A 21258-nucleotide genomic window follows, 5' to 3' on the forward strand; every position below is an offset into this window, starting at 1 on the left:
CTGGCCCCGCGCAGCCCGAGCGTTCAGACGGGCAGGGCATGACCCGCCGCCAACTGGCCCGGCACACCGGCTGGTTCGGCGCCGCCGTCGTGCTCACCATCAGCGGCGGCGAAGTGATCAGCCACATCGCGAGCGACCGCGACTCCACGTCCGCCCCAACCGCCGCCGGAGCGCTGCCCGCCGATCCGGCAACCCTGCGGTTCGTGCAGATCTCCGACAGCCACATCGGATTCAAGGGCCCGGCGAATACCGACGTGACCGGTTCGTTCGACCGCGCCATCGACCAGATCAACACGCTGAGCTTCCGGCCCGACTTCGTCATGCACACCGGCGACCTGACTCACCTGTCCACCTCGGCGCAGTTCGACCAGGTCAAGCAGATGATGACCGGACTGCGCACCGACCGCGTGTTCACCGTCCCGGGCGAACACGACTCCGTCGGCGACCAGGGCCGCGCCTACCGCGCCGCCTTCGCCGAAGGCACCGAAGGCGAGGGCTGGTACAGCTTCGACACGCACGGAGTGCACTTCATCGCCCTGGTCAACACCCTGAGCCTGGAGAAGCTGGGGCACCTGGGCGCGGACCAGATCGACTTCGTGCGCAAGGACGTCGCGGGCCTGTCCTCCGACACTCCGATCGTGCTGTTCAGCCACATCCCGCTGTTCGCCATGTTCCCGAAGTGGGGCTGGAGCACCGACGACGCGCTCCAGGTTCTCAGTCTGCTGAAACGCTTCGCGTCCGTCACCGCGCTCAACGGGCACGTACACCAGTTGTTCACGCGAGTCGAAGGCAACGTCACGTTCCACTCCGCCACGACAACCGCGTACCCGCTGCCCAAGCCGGGCACGGCACCCGCTCCCACCCCGCAAGTCCTGCCGGCCGGCCAACTGCAATCCGCGCTGGGCATCCGAACGGTCGCGTATCAGAAGAGCGAGACGAGTCTCGCGATCACCGACCTGAGGCTGACATGACCCCGATCAACGCAGGCGACCTGACCGCCGACACCAACGCCAACGCCAAACCCGGCACCCCAGCCACCGCCACCGCCGCCGCCGACCTCCCCACCCGCTCGCTCGCAGCCCTGTCAGCCGCCACCCTCACCACCAGCGGCTACATCCATGCCCAGCTTTACATCGACGGATATCGTTATATCCACATCGTCGGCGTGCTGTTTCTACTCCAAGCCGCAGCGTCCTTCGCCCTAGCCACTCTGCTCCTCGCAGGCACCGTCGCGCGTCCGTCCGTGCTCATCGAGCTCGGCGCTGCGGCCACCGCACTCGGCGCCCTCGCCGGTTTCACGGCGTCACGCACCATCGGCGTATTCGGATTCACCGAACACGGCCTGCAACCAGCACCGCAAGCACTGGTCAGCGTCCTGGCAGAAGCTGCGACCCTCGCGCTGCTGGCCGTCAGCGCCGCACGCGCCCTACGCCGCGCCCACCGCGTAACGCCAACTACGCGCCCACCGCGTAGCTAACTAACGGCCCGCAGCTTGCTCACCGCGCAGGGTCATGACCGCGCTGGTAACCGTGGCAACCGGCTTACCATCTCCACGCACGATCTTGCACGCGTAGTGCGTGATGGTCCGACCAGCGTGCGACGGACGTGCGGTGGCGATCAGCGTGTCCGTCCACACCGGCCGCAGGAACACGGCGCGGATGTCGATGCTGGCGAACGACTCGCCGGGCAGCATCACGGTGGAGTGGGCCGTACCGATGGCGGCATCGGCCAACTCCACCAGGAACCCGCCGTGCACGGTCCCCTGCTGATTGCCGTGCGTGGCGCTGTCGACGACGGCTCGAACCGACGCCGTACCCGGCCCGACCTCGACGAGCTCAAGCCCGAGCGTCCGCGAGATCGCGGTCGGGTAGCGCAGATGGGTGCGGTCGCCAGGTTCGAGCGCTCCGGCCAGCTGTCGCTGCAAGTACTCCAAAACGGGCAGGTCACGGACGGTCACGGCCACACGAAACCCCTTCAGCTCAGGTACCAGCACCCTAGAAGCCATACGGTAGGACAATCAAAGAATTGTCCTAGCTACAGCCCTGCGCAGATCCAGGAACCAGCAATGCGGACACAGCGGTACCGGGCCATCGCCGACGAACTCGCCGCAGCCATTCGAGCCGGGACACTGGCACCCGGCACGCGTCTGCCGACGCACCGCGACCTAGCGCGGGACCGCGGCGTCGCGTTGGCGACAGCGGGCAAGGTCTACGCCGAACTGTCCGCCGCGGGGCTGGTGGCCGGAGAACCCGGCCGCGGCATGTTCGTCCGAGACCAGAGCGGCTACGGCGGTTTGGACACGCGGCGCTTGCCGCTGGGTACGCGGGTGGCCGACCTGTCGTTCAACCAGCCGCTCGCCGCGCACCAAGGCAACCAGCTCAGGCAGGCGCTGCGCGATCTGGCCGCAGTAGGAAGCCTCGACGCATTACTCGCCCAACAACCGCCAGGCGGCCGCGAGCGTGACCGGGCAGCGGTGGCGACATACCTCCTGAGCCACCAAATCGACGTCCCGCCCGCCAACGTCCTGATCACCGGCGGAGCGCAGCACGGGCTGGACGTCGCCCTCAGCGCCATCACCTCCCCCGGCCAAGTGGTCGCCGTCGACACACTCACGTACCCCGGCATCAAGCTGGTCGCCGCCACACGCCACATCGAACTCGCCGCAATCCACTGCTACGCGTCAGGCAGCGACCTTGATGACCTCGAAGCACTCTGCAACCAGCGCCGCGTCTCAGCGATCTACCTGATGCCGACCGTGCACAACCCCCTCGGCTCCGTCATAACGGCAAGCGACCGAGACCGCGTAGTCGCCATCGCCCGCAAACGAGACTGCGTGATCCTCGAAGACGGCACCTACGCATTCCTCGACCCCCGCGCGCCACAACCCCTGCAAGCAAGAGCACCGGAACGCACCGTGTACACAGCCGGCCTGTCGAAGAACGTTGCGACCGGCCTGCGCTTCGGATTCCTGGTCGCCCCAGACCATCTGATCCCTGCCATAACCCGCGCCCTACGCGCGTCAAGCTGGGGAACACCCGGCCTAGTCGCAGCCCTGGCAACCCGCTGGCTACGCGACGGCACAGTCGCCGACCTCGAAACAGACCGCCGCGCCGACGCCCGCCGCCGCCAAACCATCGCCGCACACGAACTAACCGCCCCCGGCCTCGACTACACCTCACATCCGACCGCGTACTCCGGCTGGCTACGCCTACCAGCCGAAGCACGCAGCGACCACGTCGCACACCTACTCGCGAACGAGGGCATCCTCGTCTCCACCGCCGACGCATTCGCCGTCACCCCGCACCCCCCGAACGCGTTGCGCCTAGCCCTGGCCAACATCGACGAGAGCCGCCTAGCAGCCACACTCCGCCGCATCCGCGAAGTCGTGCTACAAGCAACACACGAGCCTGACGAAATCAGGTTCCGACTGGGTTCTGACATCGTGACCGATCACGGATGGGGTAAGGCCGGGCGCTGACCGACTAGCCGATCGACGTCGGCCAAGGAACGTACCAACAGCTGCGTTCGTCGCAGTGTTGCCGACGAGCGCCACCAGTTCGACGCCGTCCGCCACCGTGCTCGGACGTGGCCACAGCCGCCGCGAGCAACACGCCAACTGCCTCCACGATCGACGTGACGGCAATCCGCCGACCCACACCGCGCTCTCACCCGGTCTCCTTCAGCAGCGGGCCACCCGGCTCAGGTCGACCTGCGCCGCTCCTGCCATTCGCCTTGCAGGTTCCTTACAGCCAGATTCCCGGCACGGGCTGCAATCCTCGAACCATGCAGCACCGGCAACCTGAAGGCACGCAGGAGGGACTCTGAAGGATGACACGGTCACTGGATCGTAGAGACAACCTGCGATGGCTCCCGCAGCACGAATGGACCACCCGGACGAATTCCAAGCGAATCGAAGGCATCGGGACGAGCGGCCGGCAGGACCGGTCCCGCATGGGAGCCTCGACGGACGGAGGGGCAGCTGACAGCACGGTTCGCCGGCCGCACGACAGATTCATCGTGCAATGCCCTGCTTGCGCGGGGGTTGGTCGGGTCGTGCGGCAAGGCTCGCAGGTCCCGGTCAGCTGCCGACTGTGCTGGGAGCGCGGGCGAGTCTCCCGGATCGCCGCCAGGGCCTTCCTCGAAGAGAACCAAGTGAGAGAGCTGAACACCGCTGACGAAGCAGCAGACATAGCCGACAAAGGCGACTGAGAACTGCTCCTTTGTCGAAACACGAGCGTCAGGCGCGACCGCGCGTACGATTGGGAAGGACGCGGATCCTCGCAATCCGCTGTGGCCAGCCGCGATCGGCGGCCGCGGCTGACGCCGCACCAGCTCTCGCAGTACGCTGTTATTGTGGCCAACTGACCGAAACACCGTTCCCGGCGCTGAAGCGCGCCTGCTCGGAACGGTACGGGCGTACCATCGCGGTCAGCCGCTCGATCTCGGCGGGAAGCAGTCCAGGAGCATTTTCGCAGTGCTTTTACTGCACGCTGGCCGAACCGTCCCGAAGCACAACCTCATTGCGTACGCGTGGGGCGGCGATCCCCCGGCGACGGCGGATGATCTCGCGGCCGCGTACATGTCCCGGTTGCGCAGAGCGTTGGCCCCGCTCGGGGATGGTTTACAACTTCTGTCGATGCGGCCAGGGTTCCGCGTCGAAATAGCTCCTGATCGGGTCGTGCTCGACGTGCAGCAATTCAATAAGCTCGTACGCCAGGCGACTCGGGAACGCGAAGCGTATGACGATGAGCAGGCCGCCGTGCATTTGCGTGAAGCACTCGATTGCTGGCACGGCAACACCACCGCGCTGATCGATCTGGACGCTGATTGGCTGCGTCGCCAGGCGGACGTCCTGGCGCAGCGTCGACTGGATGCGCTGGGAATGCTCGCCGAGATACACCTCAATGCCGGAAGGCCGGACGAATCCGTGGCGTTGCTGCGGGACGCGGCGCTCTTGCATCCGGGACGCGAGACATTAGCCGTCACCCTGGTCCAGGCCCTGACCGCGGCAGGCGAGTCCGTCCAGGCCGCACAGATCGCCGCCCGCGCAGCCAGAGCACTGATTGACCTGGGGCAGGAACCCGGGCCTGCTCTCCGGGAGGCGCAGACAGCAGCACTCACACATCGCACGAACAATCCGCCGCCCCGCAATGGCGGCGGCCGTTTCCAGCTGCCTGCGGACACTCGCGTATTCACCGGCCGTACCACCGAATTGAGCGGTCTACTCGGACTTCTCCCTCCGCCACACGACCCTGGACCAGCACATCCGGAGATGATGTCGCCGGTCAGCGCACCATCCCATGCCAGCCCCGGGCTCATCGCCATCGACGGCATGGCAGGAATCGGAAAGAGCGCGCTAGCCGTGCATCTGGCACACCGCCTTGCTGAGCGGTACCCGGACGGCCACCTTTTCGCCGACCTGCACGGCTACACCCGCGGTTACCCACCCCGCGCTCCCGCCGACGTACTGGACGGCTTCCTCCGTGCACTCGGCGTCATGCCCGAATACGTCCCTGACGACTTGGATCAATGCGCCGCACTCTTCCGCAGCAGATTGAGAGGCACGCGCACCCTGATACTGCTGGACAACGCTCGTAGCGAAAGCCAGGTGCGGCCGCTGCTTCCCAGCACGCCTGAGTGCCTTGTCCTCATCACCAGCCGCAAGAGACTGAAAGGGCTCGATGATGCTCATAGCCTCTCGCTAGAGCTCATGCCCACCGCCGACGCTGTGGCGCTCTTCCGCGCCGTGGCCGGACCAGGGCAGATACCGGCAGGCGACCCGGCGCTGGACGAGATCATCAACCTGTGCGCGCACCTGCCCCTCGCGCTACGCATCGCCGCCGCCCTGCTGCACCACCGGCCCGCCTGGAGACTCGACCACCTCGCGGGACTGCTGCGCGGCCAACGCGACCGGCTTGCCGCGCTAAGCGACGGCGAACGAGACCTTTCGGCAGTATTCGATCTCTCCTACGACGCCCTGGCCGACGGTTCACAGCAGTTGTACCATCGCCTGGGCGTTCATCCAGGTCCTGATGTCGATGGTTACGCGGCGGCCGCGATGCTCGCCGACAACCTGGCCGCGGCGTCCCGAGGGCTCGAAGAGCTGGTCGATCACAATCTGCTGAGTGAACCCGTCCCCGGCAGATACCGATTTCACGACCTGATCCGCGCGCACGCTCAGGAACGCGCCGTCCGGCTCGGCTGCGCCTCACCGACTCCCGATCCGTCTCCCCTCCCGTCGTCATCCACTCCCCAGCCGCCGACTCTCCGCTCCCTCGACCTCGTCCGCACCCGGCTCTTCGATTACTACCTGAGTACTGCGCAGGCTGCTGACCGCCACCTCGCACGCCGGACGACCCGCTACTCGATCCCCATCGCATACCCGCCCCGCGAGCAGCCGGCACTGGAGACGCGCGGCCAAGCCGCCGAATGGATGCGGACCGAGCTGCCCAACCTCGCCGCGTGCGTCGAAGAAGCGCTGGTGCACGGCAAATCGGAACACGTGATCGCTCTCTCGGCGGCTCTTCACGGATATCTGTACATCGAAGGACCGTGGTCATACGCACTGAGCCTGCATGCAAGGGCCGCAGAAGCGGCGGAATCCATCGGCGACGCGTACGGACAAGCAACCGCGCTCCACAGTCTCGGCAGAGTCCGCCGCCAGGTCGGCGACTACGTCGCGGGCGAGCAAGCTCAGCGACGTTCACTCGCGCTCTACCGGCAGATCGGCCACGCCCAAGGCGAAGCGAACGCGCTTGACGGCCTCGGCAGGATCTTCCTGCTCACAGCCGGCTACTCCTCGGCGGTGCAGGCCTTCGACCAGGCACTGGCGCTGCTCGAACAGGTCGGCGACCTCCTCGGACAGGCCGGAGCACTCAACGGTCTCGGTCGTGTGCGCAGACTTCTCGGCGACCCGGCCGGCGCGGTCGAAGCCCACCGCCGCGCTTTCGACCTGTGCCGAACGGCCGACGACCCCATCAGCCAGGCGACGGCGTTGAACGACCTGGGCCGCGCCTACGAGCAGATCGGAGATCTAATCGCCGCAGACAGCGCGCAGCAACAGGCACTGAAGCATTACCTCGACACCGGTCATCAGCTGGGGCAAGCCAATGTCCTGCGCGATCAGGGCCGAATCCTCCGGCGCGCCGGCAAGTCCAGCGAGGCGGCCCGAGCCCAAGAGCGCGCGCTGGAACTCTACGCGCTCCTCGGCCATCGCCTCGGCCAAGCCGACACCCTCAAAGAGCTGGGCCTTCTGCGTCAACAAGCCGGCGACACGAGAGCAGCCACCACGGCGTATCGCCGAGCCCTCACTCTCTTCCGCGAGATGCGCGATCGTCGTGGCGAAGCCGAGACGCTCAACCGCCATGCATCCGCTCTCATCGTCACGACTGCTTCCTCTGCGGCTGTCGCATCCGGCGACGCACGTGCCACCAGCGCCGAAATGACCCAGCAGGCCCGATCCCTCTACGTTCAGGCTCTGGATCTCGCCCGCGCCATCGACGCCCCCGTCGAGGAGGCCGACGCCCGCGAGGGCATCGGCGAAACCTATGCCAGCGAGGAGGGCGGCAGCGCGGCGGCAGTCGAGTCACTGAACGAGGCACTGGCGATCCGAAGGCGATTAGGCCTGCCGAGCGACCACTTGGTCAGCCGTATAGAGCAGTTGGCGCAGGGCTGATCCGAAGCGCTCTCGGCGCGCCGTGCCTGCTTCACGAGACTTCACAAGCGCCTCAATGCGCTCATTCGCCACCACCGCCATATGTGTCGCGCTATGCAGGATTGGGCAAGTATAGAAGAGCTTCACTCTCCGTTCCGAGTCAAAGCCAAGACCATCTCGAATAATCTCCCGCCACCTATTCACCCGATTGCCGGGCCGAATGTTTCGTATATTCGAAATTGCCATCCACGAGCCGCGTCGCTAAGGTCCCCTGCGGGCGGTTCTGCGGCGCAGAGTCGGCGTCGCTCGGACGCCAAACTTCTTCACATTCGAGCAGCGTCACAGTACGCTTCCATACAATCTTCAACGAGCGCCACGCCCTGCCGCCGATCGACGATCGACAGCAGGGGCTACCTGGCTGTGAGCATGGGGCGGTAGTGTCTTGACTCGAAGCTCAGTCAGCGACGATCCCGGAGCCGAACTGCGCGACGCGCTTGTCGCGGCTCTGGTCGACATCCCCTTCATGGCCGCGCTCTCGGACCGCCGGCTGCTCGTCAATCTGGTTCGTCGGGACTTCGGCGCGTTCCCGGAGGTCACGGAGCGCAACGAGACACGGCTGCACGTCGTCGAGATCGTGCTGACCTGCCTGGGCCACCCCCGTGGCCTGCACGCACTTCACAATGCCCTGATGACCATGGCGCCCGAGGCGCCCGGCTCCAAGCGCGCAGCGCACCTCATTGAGTCAGCGTCCTTACTCAGCCTGCTTCCCGACGGGGAGGCCGCGCAGGTGCGCGAACTGCTACGGCGCGCGGAGATGGAATTGGGCAATCCGGACGCGTTGGCACAGGCCCTCGACCAGGTGGAGTTCCGGCTCCCCACCAAGATCGAGGGGCTCGTTCAGGCCTTCGATCATCTCGGAGCGCAGGCCGATTATCGAAGCCACATTCCCGCTGCACTTGTATTCATTGACCGGATAGCCTCGATGCTTGCGAGTCAACTCAGCGGCGAATTGAGGAAATGGGTCGATGCTGAAGCCGCCCGCCGACGTCTCAGCGAAGAATTCGGTGAGCTGCGCGCGGCGGCGTCCGGAAGTCATCACCCAGTAAGTGCGGAAGTCTCACCCGATCAGCCCATCAACCGGCGAGCCCGGCCAACCGAAGCCCGTTCTGATGTGGCCGCCGACGTGGCAACCGACGAGTACTTACAGTCAGATGCAATAGGTGACGCCGACGCGAGCGCGCCACTGGGAGACTTCTCACTAGGAGAGATGATGTCCGCTGTCACTTCGACCGAGCGGCATGCAGGGAAACTACCGCTCGTTTGGGGTGATGTACCGCAACGCAACCCGAACTTCACCGGCCGTGAGGAGTTGCTTGAGAGATTGCACACCGGGCTGATGCAATCGCGACAGACGGCTGTGCTGCCGCAGGCGTTGCACGGTATGGGCGGTGTCGGGAAGTCTCACATCGCCATCGAATATGTGCACAGGCACAGCGGCGAGTACGACCTCATCTGGTGGGTGTCGGCGGAGCAACCCGGGCAGATCCTTGACTCGTTGACCAAGTTGGCCCAGCGGCTCGATCTCGGAGTCGAGCCAACGGCGAATACGGCGGTGCCCGCCGTACGCGAAGCACTGAGCACCGGCAGCCTTCCATACAAGCGATGGCTTCTGGTCTTTGACAACGCCGGTGCCCCGGATGACGTTCAAGCGTATTTTCCGACCGGTGGAGCGGGCAAGATACTCGTGACCTCGCGAGACCTGGACTGGTCGCGAATCACCGACGTACTAGAAGTCGACGTGTTCACCCGGGAGGAGAGCGTCGAGTTCCTGCGCAACCGCAGTTCCGAACTGTCGCTTCGCGACGCGGATCGCATCGCGGATGCGCTCGGAGACCTCCCCCTCGCGGTCGAGCACGCGGCCGCCTGGTACGTCGCGACCGGCATGCCCGTCAACGAGTACCTCCGTCTGATCGAGAACAACCGCATCGAACTGCTCGACGTCGCTCCCTCGCCCGACTACCGGCGCACGGTGGCCGCGGCGTGGAAGGTATCCCTGGACCGGCTCCAGGAAGTCAACGAGGGCGCCCTGCAACTCCTGCGAGTCTGCTCGTTCTTCGCACCAGAACCCATTGCGCGCAATCTGCTCGTCGCCTCACCAGTCGCCCCGATCACTCCGGCGCTCGACGCCGTGCTCAGCGACTCCTTTCGGCTGAGCCGCGCCATCCGCGACATACAGCGCTACGCTCTCGCACGCTATGACCACCGGCACAACACTCTCCAGATCCACCGGCTCATCCAAGCGGTATTGATCGCAGGGCTGGATGACGCGGGCCGTGAGACGATGCGCCACGGCGCGCACACCCTGTTGGCGAACAACAACCCCAACAATCCGAGTGTCCGCGCGGAATGGCCGCGCTATCAGGCGCTGTACCCGCACGTTCTCGTGTCGAAAGCGGTCGAATCACCGGATCCCAGGGTCCAAGAACTCGTGGACAGTGTGGCGCGGTTCCTCTACTACTGGGGCGACCACGAGGGCAGCGAGGCGCTCATCCAACAAGCGTATGACTGCCGAATCCGCGACCGAGGTGAATCGGATTCGCATACGCTCCGTGTCGCCAAATGGCTCGGCTGGATGCGACGGACCAACGGCAAATACTCCGAAGCCAACACCCTCAACCAACGCACTCTGGAGCTCTATAAACAGACACATGGCGATGAGGACGAGGGAACGATCGACGCAATGACCGTTGTATCGGCTACCAACCTCATCATCGGTGATTTCTCCACGGCCAGAGAGCTTGCCCAAAGTGCGCTGAACATTGCTGAGCGCGTACTCGGCGAAGACGACCCCGCAACGCTCAAATGCGCGAACCAACTCGCCGTGTCCTTACGGCTGCTCGGGGATTTCACCACAGCCGAGAAGTATGATCTGAAAACATACGAGCATCGGCGCACCATTCTCGGGCCAGATCACGATGAAACCCTCAACTCTCTCGGTGCATTGGTCATCGACATCCGTGAGCGCGGCCACTACCTCGACGCGCGAAGGCGCCAGGAGGATGTGTATGGCCAACATGTAGCCGCATTTGGGCCGGATTCACCGGGGGGATTGCGCGCCGCTCGCTCCCTGGCCGTGGCGCGCCGCAAGGCCGGCGACCACCCGGCGGCGCTCGCGCTGTCGGCAGAGACTTTGGAGAAGTACCGCCGCCGTTACAGCGAAACCTACCCGAATGCCCTTTCGGCAGCGGTGAACCACGCCATCGATCTACGCCACTCTGGCGACTTCGACGCGGCTGCGGAACTCGGCGGGCAGGCTCTAACCCAATATCTGCGTACGTTCGGTGACCGTCACTCGTACACACTCTCGGCACAGACGAACCTGGCGATCGTGCTGCGCCTGCGTGGTGAGACTGAACAGGCTCATCAGTTAGACAAGGAAGCGCTGGACAAGATGGCCGAGACCTTGGGTGCGAACCACCCTGTAACACTCACCTGCGCTACAAATCTCGCCAGCGATCTGTACACGTTGGGCGAGCACCAGGCCGCATATGAACAAGATATCGACACATTGGCCAGATCCGAGCGCGTACTCGGTGCCGAGCATCCGTCAACACTCGCGTGCAGTGTGAATCTCGCACTGGATCTTCGAGCGCTGGGGCGAGTCAATGAGGCCGACCGAATCTTGGCAGACACGATGACCGGCTATCGTCGCGTACTCGGCGAAAGGCATCCGGCCACGCTGAATGCCCTTCAGAGCGTGCGAGCCGACTGCGACGTGGATCCCATGCCGTTGTGATCAGCCCTGGCGGAGCTAAGAACTGAAGCTGAGCAGGACAGGACGTACGGTCAGTCAACGCGTTTAGGCGGTTCGGTGCCAATGTTCGCGCGTGGCCGGTCCACTTGTGTCATGATCCGGTGAACTGACGAGCTCAAGATGGCATAGTCGATCAGACGCAGAGTCGACAGGGAGACTTCGGACAGATCCAGAAGTTCGGTCTCGACCGACGCTTCCGGCATTTCGGGCTCCGCCGATAGAATGAGAGCCGGAACATCGGGGGTGATTTCGCGATGTGGCTCCGTGAGACCCGAGGCGCTCACTCGCCCGGAAACGTCGATCCCAGCCGCAGTGTCGTGCGTGGTCATAGCCTCCGCCTCCCCATTTCCTCCTCGCCAGCGCCAGGCCGGCTTGCCTCAGCCGTCAGCCGGATCACCTGGAACGACCTGGAATCCGAATGATCCGGCCATCCGACAGCCCGGTCAACCCGCGCCGCGACGACTCCGACATCCACATCGGCATCGTCACCGCGCTGCCGGTGGAGTATGCGGCGCTGGAAGCATTCCTCGATGCTGTGTCGGACCAGACTGTAAGACAGGACCCTCATTACTATCGCTCAGGTTCGCTGCCGAGTAAAGATCCCGCTCGTCCGCATCACGTGGTTGTCGCACTCCAGACTCAGGACGGCACACGGGGCGCGGCGTCCATATGCACTGACATGGTGCGCAGCTTTCCCGGCTTGCGCGTACTCATCATGTGCGGCATCGCCGGCGGCATTCCCAGGCCTGGCGACCTCCAGCGCGACGTGCGCCTGGGCGACGTCGTGGTGGCGACCGGCGGAATCGTCGACTACGGCCATGTTCGCCGCGTGGAAGGTGTCGATTCACTGCGGCGCCCTGTTTCCGGCATCTCGGCGGCCCTGGTCCGCGCTGATCGCGAACTCCAGGTGATGGCGCTCGGGGGTAACGAGCCGTGGCACGCCCATCTGGAAGCCGCGGCGATTCGTCACGACCGATTCCGACGGCCTCCCGCGCAGGCGGATCCGTTGCACAAGGCGTGGCCGGTCGCGCAGGCCAGTGCGGATGGACCGGGACTCGCGGGGGCGCGGGACGGTGTGCGACGTCCGCGGATCTGGCGCGGCGCACTCGGGAGTTCGGACATCCTGCTGCGGGACGCGGCGTTTCGGGATCGGCTCGCGTCGGAACACAACGTGATCGCCGTGGAAATGGAAGGAGCGGGCATAGCAGCCGCCGCGGAAACCCATGATCGGCACTGGTTCGAGGTGCGCGGTATCTCTGACTACTGCGATAACCGGACCAAGACCGACGCATGGCACGACTATGCCGCCCTCACCGCCAGCGCCTATATCAGTAGTCTGCTCGCGGTCTGCCCGCCCTTCGGCAGCCATGTGGTCGCGACTGCGACTACAGCGAATGGATTTCAGGCGATAGTCGATGCGCTGCTCACGCTGCCGATCATCATGGACGACTATCAACGCCGTGCGGTCCTGGCCCAACTGCCCGGAGAGATCCGCGCTGCGGTACCCGACAGCGTGACTGCACGCATCCACGTCGTCGGGCTCGTCAGAACCTGCGAGCGAATTCCGGGTGGCCGCGATGCCCTGCTTGAGGCACTCAAGCTGACTCTCGGCTCGACTACCGCGGACTACGAACGTATCGAGACCGTGATCCGGCAGAACTGGCTGGAGGCCTCATAAGCCCAGGGCATCGCCTATCCATGAGGCGAGTGCCGCCGGATCCGGGTCAAGACCGCGCTCGACGAGTTGCGAGAACACCGCTCGCACGAGTTCGGGCCTTTCGACCAGCGCTCTGCACGAATCGTCCGCGAGGCCGAGCCCGACCCACGCGTCGAAATCCTCGTGGTTCGCCGCCAATCGAGCCATGTATCTGCCTCGTGCCAGGACCCCGTTGCCGCGGACCAATGCGATATCAGCGTCCGCTGGGGGCTCGGTCGCGATGCCTTTCAACGACGGTGCCTCAGGATTGGCGACTACGCGGCGAGCGAGCACCGCCATTCGTGAAGACCACTGCTTTCCCACTGCGTCCGGCTCCACATGCGCCGGACGCGCAGACAGCGCGCGCTTCCGTCCGCTTATCCAAGCGTCCGTCATCAGACGGATGTCCGCAGATGCGGCACGGGTGTGCCTGATCCGCCATCCCGCTCGGTGACTGTCCGCGAGCAGCGCCGCTGTTCGAACCGACTCCTCCGGCACCGTCTCTGCCAGCCATGCCCAGACCCGGGCGGCCAGGCGGTCCATCAGATTCCGCTCCCACGGTGTCAGATCACCGCTCTCGACCGCGGTGCGCAGGGCCGCCTCCACCTGCCGCCTCGTATATGCGTACTCGAAATCCGCCGTCCGCCGGCCGACACGGTCCGCGCTGTGTACCGACGCCCGCAGATCGCGCCAGAGCGCGGCGATTCCCGCGAACGCGTAGATGCCCTGAAGCAGTCCACTGAGTGGTCGCGGATCATCACGCCAGGGCGCGTGGAACAGATTGTCGCCGTCATGGTTACGCAATGGTCCGAGATGCATCAGCCCGCCAAGTTTGGTGTGCTGGAACTCATGCACAAGCGCGACCGCGAGAGTGACCGCATCGAATGGCTGCGAGACGAGAACGCTGCCGAACGCTTCTCCCGTCGAGGCGCTCCTTGTCCCCCAGCCCTCCACAGTCGGCAGCGGTACGAGCGAAGTGACTCCGACAGCCATCGCCTGGGCCAGCCCACGATCATTCGCGCACAGCAACGCCCACGCCTCGTCCAGCAGCTTGTGCCAGCGAATGACATCCGGTTCGCTGAGCCGATCCGGCTCGACGGGATCGGCCAGATCTCGGAACGGGTCGAGATCGTCAAGCCACACCCGCAGCTGTGGATCCTCGCCGACCTGCAAGCTGCGCAGCGCCCACCATCCCGCAGCCTCGGTGGCGGCATCCGCCCACGACGAGACGGCGATCTGAAATCCGGCAGCAGCCGGATCAGCCCCACGCAGCCGGATCTCGCCGGGTCCCGCCTGCGCCTCGACATACGTGTGACGTGGAACGCCTGGCAGCGTTGCCATTCCGAGCCCAGGCAGCATGACACGTCCGTTTCGCACGGAAAGCCGGGTTCGCCAGGTCGAACCGGAACGCGCCGCAGCGAGCAGTGCGATGGCGTGCAGAGTGCCGAAGTCCACCCACAGCGGAGTAGAGGCCTGCCCCTGTACACCCTTCCGATATCGGCGCAGAGTGTATGCAGCCCAGCTCCCCACCTGTGGGTGAAGGAGAATTTCGGCGACGGCCTCCGGTGCTGCGACTTCCGCCCGCTGCAACGCTTCCCAAGCCGTCGACACCGGCGGGAGTGGCCCAAGCACATCGTCGCCGGCAGCAGCGTCGAACACCGCGTTGATGAGCAGCAACCGCCGGCTGCGCTGGGTCTGCCAGAGCTCTGTTACAGCTTCCGCGCTTCCCAGACCTGCGCAGAGATCATCGAAGTGCCGCCTTGGGAATCGGTGATTGGACAGAGCGGCCGGGACGGCGGCATGAACCACGAGTTGCTTCCCTCCTGTTGATCGGGTGGCAGCGTCGCCACGCCGCTCTCTTCAGCAACCTCGCCGCCGCCCTCAAGCACCGTCCGCACCCGTAGCACTAACTCTGTCCTGACTTTTCCCCCTCAGGACGCCCGGCCGAACGTCAGTTGAGCGTTTCAGTTCGAGGCCTTCGCAGGTGCCGCGAGTTCGCAACATGGATCGGATGCTTGAGCGGAACACAGCGAGTTCGGCTGATGCGGCCTGAGTTTCCAAGGGTAAGTTTCACCCGCACGGCGCTTATTGAGCGAGGTCGGCGCCCGTGGCATCTGCATCGGCCTGCTACGCACATTCCAGCGCATCCAATGCCCCAGCGTCAGCGCCGAGCCGGACAGTGCTATGCGTGCCTGATCCCTCGACTCCTGATCCACGCCATGGTGCAGCCCCTCCAGACACTCGGAGACCCGACAGTCGCCACGACGACGGCCATGCTCGCCGAGCGCCCGGACGCACGCACGATGACCCCGCACCAGACGGCCCCACCAGCACACAGGCACCGTGAGCGGCAAGACAGCGACCAAACGGAGACGTGAAGCATCGCCTTCGTGCTATCCGCTCGCCGTGCCCGAAAGTTTCGACTTCGCTATCCTGCGCCGAGCCGCGCGCTTTGCAACTTCCATCGAACGGATTCGAAGCAGGTCCAGACAGCCGAGCTATTTTCCCAGGTCAAGCATCGCTCCGCCATACCGTACCGTGCTCGGCGTTTCGGAAACAGTTCCGGAAGTTGTTGCCAATCCGACGTCGGCGGGCTGATACTCCCGCATCGACAGATGTCCGCCCCTACGCGCTTGCCGCCACACGCCAGGTTTCTGCCGGATCCCACCATGCAAGTCCCGGCAAGTCCCCAACAGCCTTCGATGGAGAAGGAGCACACACGTGGACGACGCCTCCGTCCGCCCGAAGAACCGCAGAAGCAGCCGCATCAGGCTGCTGATCAGCGGCGTCACCACCGCCGCCGTCGCCACCGTGGTGGCCGCGGCCATGACGCTCATGCCCACCACCGCCAACGCCGCCACTCAGATCTGCTCGAACCAGACGGGCAACTCCGGTGGCAACTACTACCAGATGTGGTCCAACGGCCAGGGTTCCGCCTGTATCACGCTCAACTCGGGTACCAGCTACACCAGCACGTGGAGCGGTATCGGCGACTTCGTGGCCGGCGTGGGCTGGAACCCGGGCAGCAACCACACGATCAGCTTCTCCAGCACCCTGAGCGCGTCCGGCGGTACGACGCTGATCTCGCTGTACGGCTGGTCGACCAACCCGCTGGTCGAGTACTACGTGGAAGAGGACTACAACGGGTCCCCGAACACGGCCGGCACGTACATGGGCCAGATGACCAGTGACGGCGGCACGTACAGCATCTACGAGCACCAGCAGGTGAATCAGCCGTCGATCCAGGGCACCGCGACGTTCGAACAGTACCTTGCGATCCGCACCTCGCCGACCAGCAGCGGCACCATCACCACCCAGAACTTCTTCAACGCCTGGTCCAGCCACGGCATGAACCTCGGCACCATGAACTACCAGATCCTCGCAACCGAAGCCTGGGGCGGCGGCAGCGGCAACGACAACTTCACCGTCAGCCACAGCACTGGCGGTGGCGGTGGCGGAAGTGGCAGCCCGCTGCACGCGGTCGGCTCCGGCAAGTGCCTGGACATACCGAACTCCAGCACCACGCTGGGCACGCAGCTACAGATCTGGGACTGTAGCGGCCAAGCCAACCAGTCCTGGACCCACACCTCCTCCAACCAGCTGACCGCCACAGTCAACGGCACCGCCCTTTGCCTGGACGCATACAACAACCAGACCTCCCCCGGCACCAAGGTGGAGACCTGGTCCTGCAACGGCGGCGCCAACCAGCAGTGGAACACCAACTCCAACGGCACCGTCACCGGAGCCCAATCAGGGCTCTGCCTGGACGTGACAGGAGCATCCACCGCCAACGGGGCCCAGGTCGAACTGTGGACGTGCAACGGTGGCGGCAACCAGCAATGGAAGCTCGGATGACGACCGCCTAGGCGCTTACGGACCGCTCCGCGCGGGTCGCGCTGATCACGGGTTTTGCCACCCCGCGCGGAGCTCAGCGGCCCTGTCGACCAGTCATGGCGTCATACGTGACCGGTCAGACAGGACTCGGCTTTCACACGGACGCTGCTTTCACGCGCTGCCGCTCACCGCGCCGAAGTCGTCGGCATCTGTATCGCCTGTATCGCCGAGTGTGCCGGACTCGGCGCCGGCAGCGCCGACCAGCTGCTTGCGCAACCATTTCTCCGTCGTGCTCACATGCATCAGTGCAGCGGCCTGCGCCAGCGCGCAGTTACCCGTCACCAATGCCTGGTAGATCGCCTTGTGCTCGGCCAGCGTGCGTTCCCCCGCGTTGCCGTCGACCATGCCGCGCCACACACGTGCCCGTACCGTCCGGCTCGAAATCCCTTCGAGCAGGCTCGCAAGGGTCTTGTTGCCGGTGGCCTCAACGACGGCCCGATGAAAGGCCGCATCGTGCTTGTTCAGCAGTTCGACGTCGTCGCATGCTTCACGCATCGCGGCCAGATGACCCTCCACCGCCGCAAGCTGCGCGGCCGAGATACGCGAGGCCGCCAGGCCGGTCGCGATCGGCTCGAACAAGCGGCGTACCTCGGTCAGCTCCTGGAGCGTGTCGCCTTGGAACAGCTCGACCGCGGAGCCCAAGCCCTCCAGCAGCACCGCAGGCTCCAGGCTGGTGACATACGTGCCGTCGCCCCGCCGGATCTCCAGCACCCGCGCGAGGACCAGCGCCTTCACCGCTTCACGCGTCAGGTTGCGGGATATGCCGAGCTGCGCCGCCAAGTGCGGCTCGGAGGGCAACCGCGAGCCCGCCGACAGCTCGCCCGACTGAACCAGCTCCCGGATGCGGTCGATCGCCCTGTCGGTCAACGACATTCTTCGGACCCTACTCGCCGACGCCTCGTTGCGGCAGAGTAACAGCCATCCCATCTCCAGACAGGGAGGTGAAGATCCTTTCGTCCGGTCAGAGACCGACCGTTCGAGCAACCACCGCCGCCGCACGACCGCATCGCACAGCGCGCCAGTTCAGTGCTGGGAACACGGTGACGTCGCTGACAGGACATGGGATGATTGCATTGCGCTTGGCCGACCGAATCAGACCACAGCGACCGGGGCGAGAAGGCGTGCCACCCGTCGGCGGGAAGTGCGGCGGGGCCGCAGCCGTCCACCGCAAGGGAGCCCGATGAACCTCAGTGAGGTGGCCCGCTACTGCGGGGTGTCGCGCAGCACGGTCTCGTACGCGCTCAGCGGCAAGCGGACGATCTCCGACGCGACGCGGCAGCGCATCCTGGCCGCCGTCGACGAACTCGGATACCGCCCGCCCGCCACCCGGCGCGGCAAGCAGGCGCGCAGCGGCGCGGTCGCGCTGGTCGTTCCTCCCGCCGCGCAGCAACTGACCCCGATGCAGCTGGAATTCATCGGCGCCGTCATGGAAGCCGCCGCGCAGGCGAACCTCGACCTGGTGCTCTCGCCGTCGAACGGCGGCCATGACACCTCCTTTGAGCGGATCATCACCGGCGGTCGGCTCGACGGGGTGATCCTGATGGAGATCCGGCTGGACGATCCCCGTGTCGAGCGCCTGCGCCACTCTCGGCTGCCATTCGTCACGATCGGCCGAACCGCGCACCCCGGCCCGTGGTCATGGGTCGACTTGGACACCTCGACACTGGTCGGCTACTGCGTCGACCACCTCGCCGACCTCGGGCACCGCCACGTCGCGCTGATCAACCGCCCCGGCGGTCTGCTCATGTCCGGCTACGCGCCTGCGCACCGGGCTCGCGATAGCTTCGCCGAAGCGACGGCACGGCGCGGCGTCCGAGGGGTGGAGTGTTGCTGTGCCGACAACATGGCGGCGGGCGAGTCGTGCACACAGTGGATTCTCGACACGCATCCGCAGGTCACCGCAATCGTGACGGTCAACGAAGCGGCGCTGCCGGGCATCCACCGCGCGCTCGAACATGCAGACCTCGACGTCCCGAGCCGCTTCTCGGTCACCGGTCTCGTGGGGCGGCAGTGGGCTGAGCAGTCCCGCCCCCGGCTCACCGCGTACGACGTGCCGGCCGCGGAACTCGGCGCGACGGCGCTGCGATTCCTGCGCGAGCACATCGCCAGGCCCGGGACACCACCCCGACACGAACTGCTCGTCCCGGCGATCTCGGCCGGTGAGAGCACCGGGCCTGCCGCCGCGCGACGCTGAGCAGCCCGGCTGCTCATCCGGTGACGCCGCTACGGCCGACGGCGCTGATCGGTTTCGGCCCGGTCAGCAGCTACCCCAGCTTCCATTGCTGGTCGCTGGCGCCGTTACGCGTCCATAGCTCATAGCTTGACCAGCACGCCGTCGACGGTGGACGCCCCGGTCACGTCCCGGCAGAGCCCTGTAATCAATGCATTGCCTCCGGACTGGTTGCCCTTCGTCCAGTCCAGCGTCGTGCCCCGTGACCAGTGGTGCGGTGCTGATCACGGGACACGCTTTTGAGCGCTGGGGTGGCGGCGTGAGGACTGGGACCGCCACCCCAGCGCGGTGTCACGGGCACTACTCGGTTATCCGAGTGTCCACTGCTGGTTGCTACCACCATTGCAGGCCCATAGTTCGACCAGGGTGCCGTTGGCAGTGGCTGCTCCGGTCACGTCGAGGCAGAGGCCTGACTGTGCGCCGGTGATGGTGCCGTTGGAGTTGAAGTTCCACTGCTGATTCGACTGGCCGTTGCACGACCAGAGAATCGCCTTGGTGCCATTCGTCGTACCCTGACCGTTCGCATCCAGGCACAGCGTCTGACCACCCACCGACAGCGTCAGCTGACCGGAGGAGGTGTGCGTCCAGGTCTGATTCGCCTGGCCACTACAGTCCCAGATCTGCTGCTGCGTACCCAGCGTCGTCGTCGAGTTCGGATCATCCAGACACCTACCCGCACCCACCGCATGCAACGGACCGGTACCACCACCAGTGCTGCCACCAACTCCATACCCGGCTGCGGTGATGTTGGCCTGTACAGCGGCTTCTGTTGCTGCTGTCGGGTAGCCGCTGGTCATGGCGCCTTCGTAGAAGGTGCCTTGGGCGCCGTCGCTGTTGTCGCCTCCGGTCCCCAGGATGATGGCGCCCTGTTTGTGCATCGGGTTGTAGCCGGACACGTTGGGGCGCGCCCCGTCGTAGAAGGTGGACAGGCCGCCGGACTGCGCGTTGGCGCCCTTGATCGACCAGTGGTTCGGGCCGCCGTCGATGATCGCGGTGGTGTACCGGTAGTTGATGGTGGGGTCGTTGCTGTTCAAACCCGCGTTGATGCCGGTGAACAGGCCGTTCTCCAGGTCGGCGTAGATCCAGGGCCCATTGCCCGAGCCGTAGCCCCACACCCGGATGTTGCCGAAGGAGATCGCTTCCATGGTGCCGTTGCCGTCGTCGCGGCTGTTGGTCTCGGCGTTTCCGTAGTCGAAGCAGCAGCCGCCGTTGTAGTGCGTACCGTCGAGGACCGCGTACTCGCCCTCGGGGTTGTCTCCGGTCGCGGTACCGGTCGCGGTGTTGTCCCGGTACCCGGTGCCCGGCGGGATGTAGACCCCGTACGCTTTCGCGCCGTTGAGCGTGGTGGGCGCCGCGACCGCGTTGGCCAGGTTGTCAGGGCCGGGCGCGGCACCGCCCGCGGGCGCCTGGGTCAGGTTGTTGTTGTGCCCCGACTGGTCGTAGACGACCGTGATCACGCAACTGGTGCCCGAGCAGAACGAGTCCTGCGCGGCGGCGTTGGCCACACCGCCCGCGGACACCACACCGATGTTCATGGTCGTGTTGTCCGATGAACGCCGCACCTGGTACAGCGAACCCGTGTACGCCGAGTACAGCGCACGCGTCGTCGAATGCGCCGCCACACACGGCGTGCCCCCCGCCGCATAGATGTCACACGGACCCTGCGATGCAGCCTGCGCCGAGCCGCTCGCGACGGTCACGCCGACCATCGCGCCGGCTATCACCGCGGCTGCCGCACCCAGGCGAGCGATGCGCGCATATCGCGGCACCCTCTTTTCGCCGTCGATCATAATGCGCTTCCCCTCATGTCGTCTCCAAACTCCACGTTGAGCGTGACCTACATTGTGAGCGCTAACAATGTGAACCTGCCCGGATGCCGGTCCGCGACAGGGTTAGCCCGAGATGCTTCGGCAGGCAGACGTTGCCGCACGCCCAACGCACTGTCAAGAATCGCCCGAAACGGCGGTGGC

Annotated in this window: 13 protein-coding genes; 8 read left to right on the forward strand and 5 right to left on the reverse strand. The window is 65.6% G+C overall.

The window, feature by feature from the left end; translation table 11 throughout:
• The first annotated feature begins 38 nt into the window (after nucleotides 1–38).
• Nucleotides 39–971 carry a metallophosphoesterase family protein gene (locus VGS97_RS13365; RefSeq protein ID WP_349262119.1) on the forward strand — a complete coding sequence of 311 codons (933 nt, stop codon included), beginning with the start codon at nucleotides 39–41 and terminating at the stop codon, nucleotides 969–971.
• Nucleotides 968–1477 (forward strand): hypothetical protein, encoded by a 510-nt coding sequence (locus VGS97_RS13370; protein WP_326853742.1) that lies wholly within the window; start codon nucleotides 968–970, stop codon nucleotides 1475–1477. The genes VGS97_RS13365 and VGS97_RS13370 overlap by 4 nt, the downstream gene beginning before the upstream one ends.
• Here the strand turns inward: VGS97_RS13370 and VGS97_RS13375 are convergent, their stop codons facing one another.
• Nucleotides 1478–1876 (reverse strand): PaaI family thioesterase, encoded by a 399-nt coding sequence (locus tag VGS97_RS13375; protein WP_349262120.1) that lies wholly within the window; start codon nucleotides 1874–1876, stop codon nucleotides 1478–1480. It abuts the gene before it with no gap.
• 189 nt (nucleotides 1877–2065) lie between these two features.
• Here VGS97_RS13375 and VGS97_RS13380 point away from each other — a divergent pair, with 189 nt between their 5' ends.
• The 3 genes from VGS97_RS13380 (at nucleotide 2066) to fxsT (ending at nucleotide 11450) form a co-directional block, all read left to right on the forward strand.
• Entirely contained in the window at nucleotides 2066–3478 is a 1413-nt protein-coding gene (locus tag VGS97_RS13380; protein ID WP_326853744.1) for a PLP-dependent aminotransferase family protein, read from the forward strand.
• A 1200-nt stretch (nucleotides 3479–4678) separates the two neighbouring features.
• Nucleotides 4679–7675, forward strand: a complete 2997-nt coding sequence (locus VGS97_RS13385; protein WP_326853745.1) for an ATP-binding protein — start codon at nucleotides 4679–4681, stop codon at nucleotides 7673–7675.
• Nucleotides 7676–8096: 421 nt separating this feature from the next.
• Nucleotides 8097–11450 carry an FxSxx-COOH system tetratricopeptide repeat protein gene (fxsT, locus tag VGS97_RS13390; RefSeq protein ID WP_326853746.1) on the forward strand — a complete coding sequence of 1118 codons (3354 nt, stop codon included), beginning with the start codon at nucleotides 8097–8099 and terminating at the stop codon, nucleotides 11448–11450.
• A gap of 50 nt (nucleotides 11451–11500) precedes the next feature.
• Here the strand turns inward: fxsT and VGS97_RS13395 are convergent, their stop codons facing one another.
• Nucleotides 11501–11797, reverse strand: a complete 297-nt coding sequence (locus VGS97_RS13395; RefSeq protein WP_326853747.1) for a hypothetical protein — start codon at nucleotides 11795–11797, stop codon at nucleotides 11501–11503.
• Between the two features lie 89 nt (nucleotides 11798–11886).
• Between VGS97_RS13395 and VGS97_RS13400 the strand changes: the two genes are divergently transcribed.
• A complete protein-coding gene (locus VGS97_RS13400) occupies nucleotides 11887–13146 on the forward strand; it encodes an effector-associated domain 2-containing protein (protein ID WP_326853748.1) in 1260 nt (419 codons plus the stop codon).
• Here the strand turns inward: VGS97_RS13400 and VGS97_RS13405 are convergent.
• Entirely contained in the window at nucleotides 13141–14973 is a 1833-nt protein-coding gene (locus tag VGS97_RS13405) for an HEXXH motif domain-containing protein (protein WP_326853749.1), read from the reverse strand. The two genes, VGS97_RS13400 and VGS97_RS13405, sit on opposite strands and share 6 nt — an antisense overlap.
• A gap of 912 nt (nucleotides 14974–15885) precedes the next feature.
• On the opposite strand from VGS97_RS13405, the gene VGS97_RS13410 reads away from it, so the two are divergent.
• Nucleotides 15886–17019, forward strand: coding sequence for a glycoside hydrolase family 11 protein (locus VGS97_RS13410; protein ID WP_326853750.1), 1134 nt, complete (start codon nucleotides 15886–15888; stop codon nucleotides 17017–17019).
• Nucleotides 17020–17169: 150 nt separating this feature from the next.
• Here the strand turns inward: VGS97_RS13410 and VGS97_RS13415 are convergent, their stop codons facing one another.
• Entirely contained in the window at nucleotides 17170–17931 is a 762-nt protein-coding gene (locus tag VGS97_RS13415) for a FadR/GntR family transcriptional regulator (protein WP_349262118.1), read from the reverse strand.
• Between the two features lie 307 nt (nucleotides 17932–18238).
• On the opposite strand from VGS97_RS13415, the gene VGS97_RS13420 reads away from it, so the two are divergent.
• Complete coding sequence (locus VGS97_RS13420) at nucleotides 18239–19252, forward strand: LacI family DNA-binding transcriptional regulator (protein ID WP_326853751.1); 1014 nt, start codon at nucleotides 18239–18241, stop codon at nucleotides 19250–19252.
• A gap of 344 nt (nucleotides 19253–19596) precedes the next feature.
• Here VGS97_RS13420 and VGS97_RS13425 read toward each other — a convergent pair whose 3' ends face one another.
• A complete protein-coding gene (locus VGS97_RS13425; protein WP_326853752.1) occupies nucleotides 19597–21078 on the reverse strand; it encodes an arabinofuranosidase catalytic domain-containing protein in 1482 nt (493 codons plus the stop codon).
• Between the last annotated feature and the right edge of the window lie 180 nt (nucleotides 21079–21258).

The organism is Actinocrinis sp., assembly GCF_035946395.1.
GTDB lineage: Bacteria > Actinomycetota > Actinomycetes > Streptomycetales > Catenulisporaceae > Actinocrinis.